This window comes from Pseudomonas sp. TNT3 (assembly GCF_010095445.2).
Classification (GTDB): domain Bacteria; phylum Pseudomonadota; class Gammaproteobacteria; order Pseudomonadales; family Pseudomonadaceae; genus Aquipseudomonas.
Genome location: NZ_WFGV02000017.1, coordinates 15,238 through 27,271, shown reverse-complemented (window position 1 = coordinate 27,271; position 12,034 = coordinate 15,238). Strand labels below are relative to the sequence as shown.

Here is a 12,034-nt window from a genome sequence, read left to right as displayed (position 1 = left end):
CTCTGGTGAGCGGCGCTTAAGTTTATCGCAACGAATCAGTCACGCACGTAAATGATTTCCGGACCGTCTTCGTCATCCACATCTTCTTCATCCCAGTCATCGTCGCCGATGTCATGGACCGACTTCACGCCGCTGCGACGCAGAGCACGCTGATCATCCAGGGCTTGCAGCTGCGCACGGGCTTCGTCTTCGATACGCTGATCGAGTTCGGCCAATTCTTCCTTGTAAGCCGGGTCGTTCGCCAGGCGATCGGCACGGTCTTCCATGTAACGCATGATGTCGTGGCACAGACGCTCGGTACCGAGCTTGGAGATGGCCGAGATCACATAAACAGGACCGGTCCACTCCAGACGATCAACGATCTCCTTGACGCGAGCATCGTGCTCTTCTTCAAGGATCTGGTCGCACTTGTTCAGCACCAACCAACGATCACGCTCAGCCAGGGACGGGCTGAATTTCGTCAGCTCGCTGACGATCACTTCCGCAGCATCCGGCGCGCTTGCATCGTCCAGCGGCGCCATATCTACGAGATGCAACAGCAGGCGGGTACGCGACAAGTGCTTGAGGAAGCGAATCCCCAGGCCCGCACCATCGGAAGCGCCTTCAATCAGGCCCGGAATATCCGCGACCACAAAGCTTTTCCAGCGATCGACGCTGACCACACCCAGGTTCGGCACCAACGTGGTGAACGGGTAGTCGGCGACCTTCGGCTTGGCGGCCGAGACCGAACGAATGAAAGTACTTTTGCCAGCATTCGGCAAACCCAGCAGACCAACGTCCGCCAAGACCTTCATTTCCAGCTTCAGGTCACGCGCCTCACCCGGCTTACCCGGAGTGGTTTGACGCGGAGCGCGGTTGGTACTGGATTTGAAACGGGTGTTGCCCAGACCGTGCCAGCCACCATGAGCTACCAGCAGTTTCTGACCTGCCTTGGTCAGGTCGCCGATCACTTCCTGAGTGGCCGAGTCGATGACGGTAGTACCAACAGGAACCCGCAGTACCAGCTCTTCACCCTTCTTGCCGGTGCAGTCGGTGCTGCCGCCGTTGGAACCACGCTCGGCATCAAAGTGCCGGGTGTAACGGTAGTCCACCAGGGTGTTGAGGTTTTCGTCGGCGAGCATGTAGACCGAGCCGCCATCACCACCATCACCGCCGTTAGGGCCGCCGTTTTCAATGAATTTTTCGCGACGGAAGCTCATGCAACCGTTGCCGCCGTCACCGGCTTTTACTCGAATCGATACTTCATCAACAAACTTCATAACAAAACGCCTCTCGTCATACGGACGAGCCGAGAAAATCTAGACATAAGACTCTTGCAAAAATGAGCGCAGCGACCTCAATCAACGACCGCAAATCCAGCGCTGGAGCCCATTACAAACAGCTTTGCAAGAGACTCACCCCACAAACGAAAAAGCCCCGTCGCGAGACAGGGCTTTTCCAGCGATCGCGCAATTAAGCTGCGACAACGCTCACGTAACGGCGGTTGAACGCGCCCTTTACTTCGAACTTGATCACGCCTTCGATTTTCGCGAAGAGGGTGTGATCCTTACCCATGCCAACACCGTAACCGGCGTGGAATTGGGTGCCGCGCTGACGCACGATGATGTTGCCCGGAATGATTTTCTGGCCGCCATACATCTTAACGCCAAGGCGTTTGGCTTCTGAGTCGCGACCGTTACGGGTACTACCACCAGCTTTTTTGTGTGCCATGAGTCAATTCTCCTAGTGAGGAATTAGGCTGAAATTAAGCCTGAATACCGGTGATTTTGATCTCGGTGTACCACTGGCGGTGGCCCATACGCTTCATGTGGTGCTTACGACGACGGAACTTGATGATGCGGACTTTATCGTGACGACCTTGGGAGATCACTTCAGCCACAACGGTAGCGCCTGCAACAACTGGAGCGCCGATATTCACGTCGTCGCCATTGGCAACCAACAGAACGCGATCAAAAGTAACGGATTCGCCGGTAGCGATTTCCAGTTTTTCGATCTTCAGGTATTCACCTGGAGCAACTTTGTACTGCTTGCCACCAGTAACGATTACTGCATAAGACATGGTATTTCTCCGATAATCCTGCTCACCCAGCTCTTTATAAGAAGAGGTATTGGCTGGCATGGCTGCATTGGGCTGGAAGGCCCGATTGCAATTGCGTAAGGCAGGTGCTGCCCAGGAAGTTCAGGGTGCGCGATTGTACGCAAGCTGCTGAAGCGATGCAAGGGGCCGTCCATCGTGCCTTGACACCCGCCGACGCGGGTCCTAGCATGCCGCGCAACCCTTCTGGAGCAACTGTCGCTGATGCAACCCCAAGCTTTCTACCGCGCGGTGGCGGACGATTTTAGCGCCGTCGACGGCATCATCAAGAAGCAGCTGACTTCCCGAGTGCCGCTGGTTTCGAAAATCGGCGATTACATCACCTCGGCTGGCGGCAAACGCCTGCGTCCTTTATTAGTGTTGCTCTGCGGCAAGGCGCTGGGCCGTGAAGGCGATGACATGCGCCTGCTGGCCGCGACCATCGAATTCCTGCACACCGCCACCCTGCTGCATGACGACGTCGTCGACATGTCCGGCATGCGCCGTGGCCGCTCGACCGCCAACGCCATGTGGGGTAACGCCCCAAGCGTGCTGGTCGGCGACTTCCTGTATTCGCGCTCCTTTGAAATGATGGTCGAACTGGGCTCCATGCCGGTTATGAAAATCCTTTCGCAAGCGACCCGCATCATCGCCGAAGGCGAAGTGCTGCAGCTGTCGAAGGTGCGTGACGCGAGCACCACCGAAGAAACCTACATGGAAGTCATCCGCGGCAAGACCGCCATGCTCTTCGAGGCGTCCACCCACAGCGCCGCGGCCCTGGCCGGTGCGACGCCGGAACAGAGCGAGGCGTTGCGCACCTTCGGCGACCATCTCGGGGTAGCTTTCCAGCTGGTTGACGACCTCCTCGACTACAAGGGCGACGCGGAAACCCTGGGCAAGAACGTCGGCGACGATCTGGCCGAAGGCAAGCCGACCCTGCCACTGATCTACACCATGCGCGAAGGCACGCCGGAACAGGCGGCACTGGTGCGCAAGGCGATCCAGAAAGGCGGTATCGAAGACCTGGAAAGTATCCGCGAAGCTGTCGAAGCTTCAGGCTCGCTTGAGTACACCGCCAAGCTGGCGCGTGAATACGTGGCCCGCGCGATCAAATGCCTGGACGCGCTGCCCGCCAGCGAATACCGCGATGCGCTGGTCGAACTGAGTGAGTTTGCGGTCGCCCGCACGCACTAAGATCAAAAGATCGCAGCCTCCGGCAGCTCCTACAGGGTTTTGTGTTCACCTGTGAGAGCCGTCGGAAGCGGCGATCTTTTGCTATCCGCGCCCTCCTCGGCTAAAACCCTATATAATGTGCGCTTTTTAGCGGTCCTGAATTCAAGGAGCTTTAGTGAGCACGTTGCCACCCTGCCCAAAATGCAATTCCGAATACACCTATGAAGACGGCCAGCAGCTTATCTGCCCTGAGTGCGCCCATGAATGGTCCGCCAGTGGCGAAGCTGAAGCAGCGTCCGATGACGCCGTGAAGAAAGATTCGGTCGGCAATGTCCTGCAAGACGGTGACACCATCACCGTCATCAAGGACCTCAAGGTCAAGGGGACATCTCTGGTCGTCAAGGTGGGCACCAAGGTCAAGAACATCCGCCTGTGCGATGGCGACCATGACATCGACTGCAAAATCGACGGCATTGGCCCGATGAAACTCAAATCCGAGTTCGTCAGAAAAGTCTGAATCTGCTCCATACCATCCCGCGCCCGCGTGGGATGGTGCTTCATCCCTCCCCCAGCCTTTCCGCCTCTTCCCGTGCAATAGCAAAACGCCAGTCGTTTTGACCTTACGCAATCTTTACCCGGAAAAAAAAGCAAACCACCAATAGGTCCTTGCTATTTGACGAATAAGAATTATTCTCATTGAACCCCAATCAATGGAGATGAGAACCATGACTTATTTGATCGATGCCTGGCTGGACCGTCCACACCCATACCTGCGGATCCTGCATCGGGAGACCGGGGAAGTGTGTGCCGTACTTGAAGAGGAAGCCTTGAACGAGCTGCAGGATCAGGGTGACCTGGACGTCAACGGCTTGAGTTCTAGCGAGCCGATGGTGCTCAAGGAATTGGTGCGTAACCTGTTTCTATTCTGTTATGCCCGAGCGTTGCGCCCGGCAAATGAACTGCACCATAAACTCGAAATATGAAAAACACCGCAAACTCTGTAGGAGCGAGCTTGCTCGCGAAGAATTCAAAGGCACCGCGCTCATTCAGAATGGCCGCGTCATCGTTGACGTCCATCGCGAGCAAGCTCGCTCCTACAGGTAACCAGCGGCTTTACAGAACGTCGAGCAGCTCGACGTCAAACACCAGTACGCTGTGCGGCGGAATGCTGCCAACGCCTTGAGCGCCGTAAGCCAGCTCGCTCGGCACGTACAGACGCCATTTGCTACCGGCGTTCATCAGTTGCAGCGCCTCGGTCCAACCCGGGATAACGCCGCCCACCGGGAATTCAGCAGGCTGACCGCGCTCGTAGGAGCTGTCGAACACAGTGCCGTCGATCAGAGTGCCGTGATAGTGGGTGCGCACTTGATCTTCACGGGTTGGCTTGGCGCCATCACCTTGGGTCAGCACTTCAAATTGCAGGCCGGAAGCCAGGGTGGTGATGCCGTCACGCTTGGCGTTATCAGCCAGGAATGCCAGGCCTTCACCCGCCGCTGCTTCAGCTTTGGCTGCTGCTTCGGCTTGCATGACTTCACGAATGACTTTGAAGCTCGCGGACATCTCTTCCTGACCTACGCGGCTTTCCTTGCCGGCGAAGGCGTCGGTCAGACCCGCCAGGATCGCGTCCAGGCTAACGCCCGGCGGCGGGTTGTCGCGCAGTTGGTCGCCCAACTGGCGGCCGATACCGTAGCTGACGCGAGTTTCGTCGGTGGACAGATTTACTTCGGACATGACACTGCTCCGCTGTGCGGACGGCCCAGGAACATGCCGTGCTTGCACAGCGCATCCCGGAGCGCCCGGAACCAAAAGGGCCAGCAGACTAGCACAGATGCTATTGCGTTGATGAGAGGCGTCAGTTGTGCCATGCAGAACGAAAGGCGATCGGCACCTTCAGGCTTTGCTCGGCACTGGCACCCAGCCCGCACATCTCGTCATGCACCGAGGTGTGCACAAGGTTGAAAGGCAAGGCTGGAAAAGCGTGCAACACTTCACGCGCGTGTTCCACTGAGCGCAAGTGGAACATGCCACCGCTGGCATCGCTCAAGGGGTAGGCGGCACCGTGCATGCGCGCCTCCAACAGATAAATACCGCCTTCCAGCGATATCAGGTTCAGCTCATCGACCTTACCGGCGATGGCAAAGGCATTCAGCTCTTGCAGGTTCATGAACGCACCTCAGACAGTGGCGAACCAGGACCCTTACAGGCATATGCCTCGCCGCATCAAAGTACAAGCCATAAACCACACCGCTTGTCAGTTTCACACTTGTCTGTGGACCAAAGCTTGATCGCGATAGCATCCCTGCGGTTTGAAGTGAAACCGAATTGACCCTGATCGCGAGCAAGCTTTGCTCCTGCAGAACGGGGTGCGTCAGTGCTTGGTCAGCTTATCCAGATAACCCATGGCAAACGCCGAAATGACGAAGGTCATGTGAATGATCACGTACCACTTCAAATGCTCGGGATCGACGTTCTTGGCGTCCATGAAAATCCGCAGCAGGTGAATGGACGAAATCGCCACGATAGACGCCGCAACTTTCATCTTCAGGGAAGACGAGTCCATGGTGCCCAACCAGTTGAGCTTTTCCTTGTCGTCATCAATGTCCAGCTGGGAGACGAAGTTCTCGTAACCGGAAATCATCACCATCACCAGCAAACCACCCACCAACGCCATGTCGATCAGCGACAACAGCACCAGAATCAGATCCGATTCCGCCATGGAGAACACGTTAGGGATGACGTGAAACACTTCCTGGAAGAATTTCAGCGCTAACGCCAGCAGGCCGAGCGACAGGCCGAAGTAGATCGGCGCCAGCAACCAGCGGGAGGCGTACATTGCATTTTCGATAAAGCGTTCCATTGAATCTCACACAAGGGCTGGAAATGGCCGCGAGTATAACAGCCGCTCGTTACACCCAGAAACCGTCCGGAATCCGCAACCTGCGCGTTTGTCACAAGGTTTTTCTGCTAGTGTCCAAACTATTGACAGCCCAGCTGCAACGGACAGGAAGACTGGAAAATGGATGTGCGATTACCTTTAACGAGTGCCGGCATTTGCCTCGCCCTGCTGATGAGCGGTTGCTCGCCCAGCGATGAGAAACGCGAGATCAGCCTCGAAGAAAAGACTGCGCAATTCGAAAAATCACTGGATGCCATCCAGGATCCGAAGCTCAAGGGCGCCGTGGCCGAACTCGGCGGCTCGCTGCTGTTGCTCGAACGGGCGCAACTCAAGCTTGACAGCAAACCTGTGGAAACCGGATACAGCGACGATGCACTGGCCGTGCTCAAGCACTACCCCACCCCTCAGGCGCTGGTCGACACCTACATCTCCGGCCTGTTTGTGCTGCACAAGGATTCCAGCTCCGACTACCTGACCGATCTGCAGCCGGTGTTCCCGTTCAGTTTCAATATCCCCGACGCGTTTCTCTTCCCTCACGGCCTGGAATGGCAATCGGTAACCCTGAGCAATAAGCGCGTGATCCCATTCCAGCCAGAGTGGTCGGAAACCGACCCCGGCATCCAGTTGAGCCCCTCAAGCTCCAACCTGACCAATCCCGATGATCTGACGGTGACCTATCCCTTCATCGATGGCCTCGACGTCGAAAACAAAAATCAGCCGCAACCGGTGAGCCTGCAAGGCAAAGTTGAAGTGATTGCGCCACGCCGGCTGTACAGCTTTGACCTGACGAAAAAAGACGTCGGCCAGATCCGCACCAATGACAACCTCAGCGTCAAGTTGCTGAAACTTGAAAACAACTATGCAGAGATCGAATTCAACAACAGCGCGCCATTAGCGCCCGAGGTGAGCGAAACACCACTCAATCCGCTGGTCGTTCAGGCGAAGGACAGCACCGGGCAATTTCTCTCGCGCTCAGGGTCGATAAACGAAACCGCCGAGCAGATCGCTTTCTATCAAAAACAACTGGCACGCATGCAACAGCAGAAGGAGTGGAGCGAGGCGTTCGAAAAGCAGCTCGATGAAGAACAACGCGCCTTTGAAAAACAACAAACCCACCACTACTCCAAGGTGTATTTCAACGGACCGATCGACACCCTCGAAGTCAACGTACTGGACTTCTCGGCTGCCACGGTCACCCGCAAGGACCTAAACCTGCCAGTTCGTCGGTTCGATTCACACACCACGGAAAAAACCATCCAGACGTTAAATCTCCCCGTGGTGGTCTATGACGACCAGGCGCCGACCTGGTTAAAAGGCGCGACGCTAAAAGAAGACCAGTTGAAGAAAGGTGTCAGCATCCGTCAGTCGGTCGAAGACCCAAGTGCGGCGCGCATCGAGTTCGATCATGCCAAAAGCTTCAATGACGAACTGCTCGGCAACTCTTTCAATCCCGGTGACAGCCCTGTCAGCTTTTTTACCGAAGACGGTCAAGGCAAACGCGATGAGCCGATCGAACTGCCTCCTGAGGCTTACCAGGTCGATCCATTGCGCGGCACCATCACCTACGACCTGAATCTGTTTCCCGAGACGCCCGCGTACGTCGTGGGCTCGATGCCGCTATTCCTGGCCACCGTCGAGCAGAAAACCCTGGAGTCCCATCAACTGCCCAAAGGCCTTGAGCTCAAAGGCAACGCTCTGGTGGTCGATCTCAAGACTTATCCCGCCCAGGACTGGCGTTTCTTCGCCAGGGACGACAGCGGCAATTATTTGAAGGAAATTCTTTCAGTCAGCCATGATGCGAGCGCGGAAGGCCCGGCATTGGTAGGCGTGCACTATTTTTACGGGCGCCCCACCCGACTGGAAACCTTTCAACGAACCGATCTCACCACCGTGCAATACGGTTTCGAGGTCAAGCTCGACAAGGCTGATACGTCCAGCCTTGCTCAATAGCTATCCCAATGACCGGATTCAATGATCAGGCCGGAACTCGAAACCACCGGGATTGCGGTTGCGACCGCCATTGATTTCCCGCAGCTGGGCCTGCAGATGCAGGCACCAGATTTGCGGGTCATCGGCCAGCTCATAACCATGTAGCGTCAGGCTTTCAACGATGGTGTCGAGGATCGATTCGGCCACGAAAGGCCCATGAAACGGCCCTTGGGCTTTGATGGCTGAAGGTTGTTCGCCGGCCATTCCAGCGGCAAAAAGTAATGTCCACATGCCCGTATCCCCCGCCAGCGGGCGGATGGCACATTCGATCCGGGTCACAAGGCCCAGGCATTGACGGGTGAGGCAGAGGTTGCGCGACATGGCGGCGACCCTCGGTAGATCCGGTATTCAGCCCCCACGAGAAGGCTGTCTCGATCCAGTGATTACTGTCGATATCCTTGAGCTGAGAATAGAAGAAAAGTATGGCTAGCATGCCAACTGAGACCAGAAGGCGCCGAGCGGTCATTGTGTGAAGTTTGACGTCAGTTTGATGTCACTTTACGGCTTTCTGTTGGAGCCGAGCTTGCTCGCGATTTCGGACTTTCATTCAACCTGATGTTGAACGTTAATCCCTCATCGCGAGCAAGCTTTGCTCATACAGGGGTTGTGGGTTACGCAGGCTTGGCCTCTACCAACGCCTCCAGCGCCGCTTCTTTTTCTGCTTCCTTCAGATCTTCTTCACTGATCATTTCCGCAATCACGCGCAAGCGCTCCACGACCCGCGCGTTGACACTGCCCTCAGGGAACTCGCCGTTCTCATCAGGTGCACCCGCCGGCTCGCCCACCAACAGGCTCAAGGCCTCATCGGCCTGCCGTACCGCGTACACATGGAACTGCCCGGCACGCACCGCGGCCAGCACCTTCTCGTCGAGCATCAGGGTCGCAACGTTCGCCTGGGGAATAATCGCGCCTTGCTCACCGGTCAAGCCGCGCGCTTCACAGAGCCGGAAGAAGCCTTCGATTTTCTCGTTGACCCCGCCCACCGCCTGCACTTCACCGAACTGGTTGATCGACCCGGTAATCGCAAAACACTGCTTGAGCGGCGTTTTCGACAAGGCCGAAATCAGTGTGCATGCCTCGCCCAGCGATGCACTGTCGCCATCCACGTAACCGTAGGATTGCTCCAGCGCGATACTCGCGGAAATCGCCAGCGGGAATTCCTGGGCATAACGACTGCCCAGGTAACCCGTGAGGATCATCACGCCTTTGGAGTGGATCGGTTGGCCCAGGTTGACCTCGCGCTCGATGTCGACGATACCGCTGCCACCCGGATACACGGTGGCGGAAATCCGCGCCGGCACACCGAATGCCGAGTCACCGACTTCCAATACGGTCAGCCCGTTACATTTGCCCACGGCCGCGCCATCGGTGTCGATCAGGATGATCCCAGCCAGCATGTCATCGAGAATCCGCGCCGAAACTCGCCCGGTGCGGGTCGCCTTGGCCTTGAGCGCACGTTCGATATGTCCGGCATCAGTCATTTCATCCGCCGCCAGGTGACGAATGAAATCCGCTTCGCTGACCAACTGGAACAGATCGCCGATACGCGCCGAAAGACGCCCCTGATGCTCAGCCAGACGCGCACTGTAGGTCGCCAGACGTGCCACCGCATCAGCGGTCAGCGGCGCCATGCCCTCCTCCGATGTTCGGGTTTTCAGCAACTGGGCGAACTGTTCCAGGCTCTCGTCGACCATCGGGATGTCTTCATCGAAATCCACCAGAACGCGGAACATCTCCTGGAAGTCCGGATCAAGGTCCTGCAGCGTGTAATACAACTGGCGAGCGCCAATGATGACGACTTTGACCTGCAACGGAATGTGTTGCGGGTTCAGCGTTACCGTGGCCAGACGGCCCAGCTCACCCAGCGGCGACTCCATCTTCAGCTTGCGCGATTGCAAGGCACGCTTGAGCGCATCCCACACGAACGGCTCGCTGAGCATCTTTTCCGCTTCAAGTATCAGGAAACCACCATTGGCCCGATGCAACGCACCCGGTCGCAGCTGGCGATACGTCGTGTAGAGCGCCCCTTGATCGGTGCTGTATTCGATGCGGCCGAACAGGTTTTCGTATGTCGGGTGCGGCTCGAACACCACCGGCGCACCGCCACTGGACGAATGCCCCACGACCAGGCTCGGAGCGTATTGCTCTTCCAGCATCTTGCGCGCCACGGCGTCGACTTTGCTGTCGTCCACCAGTTGCTCGACCACGGTCTTGAGCAGGTACACCTGCATCGCTTGCAGATAGCCGCAGACGGCCGCGTTCTCTGCGTATTTCTCCGACAACGGAGACAGCAAAGGCTGCAAGGCCAGGGTGATGGTTTCTTCGTTGAGCTGACGCAGTTGATTGCTCGACTCGCGCTTCCATTGCGGCAGGCTGGCGAGCTCTTCGTTCAGCCGCTCTTCCAGTCCAGAGATGTCGTCGTGGAAGCGTTCACGATCCGCCTCGGGCAGTTGCGCAAATTCCGCTTCATCCAGTGCCTTGCCTTCAGCCATCGGCGTGAACGCAATATTGCTGGCATCGCGGTAGAGCGCGACGTCCTTCTCCAGCGCCAGACGTTCGATGATGTCCAGTGCCTTGTCATAGCGCTGGTTGAAGGCGCGGTCGATGGCACTTTTCTTTTGCTGGTAGGACGGGTGCTCGAACACCGCCGGGAATGTCGCCAGCAAGTTGTCGATCAAACCGTTGATGTCGCCGATAAACGCACCGGCAGTACCCGATGGCAATTCCAGCGCTCGGGGCTCGCGCGGTTCGTCGAAATTATTGACGTAGACCCAGTCCGCCGGGGTCTGCAGGCGCTTGCCTTCGGCTTTCAGATAGCGTTTGACGAACGAGAACCGGCCAGTACCGGGCTCACCCATGACAAAAACGTTGTAACCGGGGCGTGGCATGGCCACGCCGAACTGCAAGGCTTCGACCGCACGTTCCTGGCCGAGCACACCGCGGAAGGGCTCCAGATCATTGGTGGTAGAGAAGCTGAACTGTTCAGCGGAAAACGGACGGGTTAGCGCTTCAGGCGCTAGACGCAAGCTGGCAGCAACAGGATCAGGCATCGGGCTTCCTTACATCAGGCGGGGCAGATAGCGGCATTCTGGCGCTGCCCATACCCCACTTGCAAGGCGCGCCTATAGGCAAAGCATAGACAACCCGCCATCGCCAGGCGGGCCGGGTGAAAAACAGCGTTTAGATCAAATGTTTTGGAAAAAATCACGGAACCCTTGGAACGTGCCTAAACTCCAAATTGCGCGGCTGGAACAATAACCGGCCCACTGGCGCCAGATCGGGCCAGACCCTGTCCATTGGTATGCACATAAAGAGAACAAAGCTATGAAACGGATTCTTCTCGGTACTCTCTTCACCGCTGTATCCATCAACGCCATGGCTCAGGCGCCAGGCGGCCCGGATTGCGGTTGGGGCAACATGCTGTTCGAAGGTCAGCGTGGCACTCCGGCTCACTTCCTGGCATCCACCACCAACGGCACTTCCGGTAACGCAACGTTTGGTATGACATCCGGCACCAACGGTTGCTCGACCAACGCGTCGCTGACCTATGGCGGCAAATCCTGGTTTGCCATGAATGGCATGATGAACGAGCTGTCCGAAGACATGGCCAAAGGTAACGGCGAAGCGCTGACTACCTATGCCGTGGTACTGGGCGTGGCGCCGGAAGACCGTGCGCACTTCGCTGCTGTGACTCACGAGCACTTCCAGCAAATTTTCAGCAAGGCTGACGTAACCGCTGAAGACGTGCATACCAACACCCTGGCCATCCTGAAATCCGATCCTCGTCTGGCCAAGTACGCAACTCAAGCTTAAGCTCGACCGACCCGTTCCTTTCGAGGAGCGGGTTTTATTTTTTGAAGCTGGCTCTTTTTGGCCCGCACTTTTGGGTCTTTATTCTCGAA

At 57.0% G+C, this 12,034-nt stretch carries 13 protein-coding genes; 5 read left to right on the top strand and 8 right to left on the bottom strand.

Going from position 1 to position 12,034, the window contains the following annotated elements; all coding sequences use genetic code 11:
* Positions 1-35: 35 nt before the first annotated feature.
* From cgtA to rplU, 3 genes are all read right to left on the bottom strand, one after another.
* On the bottom strand, positions 36-1,259 hold the full coding sequence (gene cgtA / locus GBC55_RS12575) for an Obg family GTPase CgtA (RefSeq protein ID WP_162437780.1): 1,224 nt from the start codon (positions 1,257-1,259) through the stop codon (positions 36-38).
* 193 nt (positions 1,260-1,452) lie between these two features.
* Complete coding sequence (rpmA, locus tag GBC55_RS12570) at positions 1,453-1,710, bottom strand: 50S ribosomal protein L27 (protein ID WP_003176049.1); 258 nt, start codon at positions 1,708-1,710, stop codon at positions 1,453-1,455.
* Between the two features lie 34 nt (positions 1,711-1,744).
* Complete coding sequence (gene rplU, locus GBC55_RS12565) at positions 1,745-2,059, bottom strand: 50S ribosomal protein L21 (protein WP_003176051.1); 315 nt, start codon at positions 2,057-2,059, stop codon at positions 1,745-1,747.
* A 240-nt stretch (positions 2,060-2,299) separates the two neighbouring features.
* Here rplU and GBC55_RS12560 point away from each other — a divergent pair, with 240 nt between their 5' ends.
* From GBC55_RS12560 to GBC55_RS12550, 3 genes are all read left to right on the top strand, one after another.
* The gene (locus tag GBC55_RS12560; RefSeq protein WP_162437779.1) at positions 2,300-3,268 is read left to right on the top strand and encodes a polyprenyl synthetase family protein; all 969 of its coding nucleotides are present in this window, start codon (positions 2,300-2,302) and stop codon (positions 3,266-3,268) included.
* A gap of 154 nt (positions 3,269-3,422) precedes the next feature.
* Complete coding sequence (locus tag GBC55_RS12555; protein ID WP_162437778.1) at positions 3,423-3,764, top strand: zinc ribbon domain-containing protein YjdM; 342 nt, start codon at positions 3,423-3,425, stop codon at positions 3,762-3,764.
* Between the two features lie 208 nt (positions 3,765-3,972).
* Positions 3,973-4,230: a hypothetical protein gene (locus tag GBC55_RS12550; RefSeq protein ID WP_162437777.1), complete on the top strand. Its 258-nt coding sequence runs from the start codon at positions 3,973-3,975 to the stop codon at positions 4,228-4,230.
* Positions 4,231-4,360: 130 nt separating this feature from the next.
* Here GBC55_RS12550 and GBC55_RS12545 read toward each other — a convergent pair whose 3' ends face one another.
* From GBC55_RS12545 to GBC55_RS12535, 3 genes are all read right to left on the bottom strand, one after another.
* Entirely contained in the window at positions 4,361-4,978 is a 618-nt protein-coding gene (locus tag GBC55_RS12545) for an FKBP-type peptidyl-prolyl cis-trans isomerase (protein WP_162437776.1), read from the bottom strand.
* Between the two features lie 121 nt (positions 4,979-5,099).
* Entirely contained in the window at positions 5,100-5,411 is a 312-nt protein-coding gene (locus tag GBC55_RS12540) for a DUF6482 family protein (protein ID WP_162437775.1), read from the bottom strand.
* A 204-nt stretch (positions 5,412-5,615) separates the two neighbouring features.
* The gene (locus tag GBC55_RS12535) at positions 5,616-6,104 is read right to left on the bottom strand and encodes a TIGR00645 family protein (RefSeq protein WP_033054284.1); all 489 of its coding nucleotides are present in this window, start codon (positions 6,102-6,104) and stop codon (positions 5,616-5,618) included.
* A 159-nt stretch (positions 6,105-6,263) separates the two neighbouring features.
* On the opposite strand from GBC55_RS12535, the gene GBC55_RS12530 reads away from it, so the two are divergent.
* Positions 6,264-8,093 carry a hypothetical protein gene (locus GBC55_RS12530; RefSeq protein ID WP_162437774.1) on the top strand — a complete coding sequence of 610 codons (1,830 nt, stop codon included), beginning with the start codon at positions 6,264-6,266 and terminating at the stop codon, positions 8,091-8,093.
* 18 nt (positions 8,094-8,111) lie between these two features.
* Here GBC55_RS12530 and GBC55_RS12525 read toward each other — a convergent pair whose 3' ends face one another.
* Together GBC55_RS12525 and GBC55_RS12520 are read right to left on the bottom strand one after the other, a co-directional pair.
* Positions 8,112-8,453: a hypothetical protein gene (locus GBC55_RS12525; protein WP_162437773.1), complete on the bottom strand. Its 342-nt coding sequence runs from the start codon at positions 8,451-8,453 to the stop codon at positions 8,112-8,114.
* Positions 8,454-8,743: 290 nt separating this feature from the next.
* Positions 8,744-11,182, bottom strand: a complete 2,439-nt coding sequence (locus GBC55_RS12520) for an ATP-binding protein (protein ID WP_162437772.1) — start codon at positions 11,180-11,182, stop codon at positions 8,744-8,746.
* Positions 11,183-11,456: 274 nt separating this feature from the next.
* Between GBC55_RS12520 and GBC55_RS12515 the strand changes: the two genes are divergently transcribed.
* Positions 11,457-11,945 carry a DUF3015 domain-containing protein gene (locus GBC55_RS12515; protein ID WP_162437771.1) on the top strand — a complete coding sequence of 163 codons (489 nt, stop codon included), beginning with the start codon at positions 11,457-11,459 and terminating at the stop codon, positions 11,943-11,945.
* Positions 11,946-12,034 lie beyond the last annotated feature (89 nt).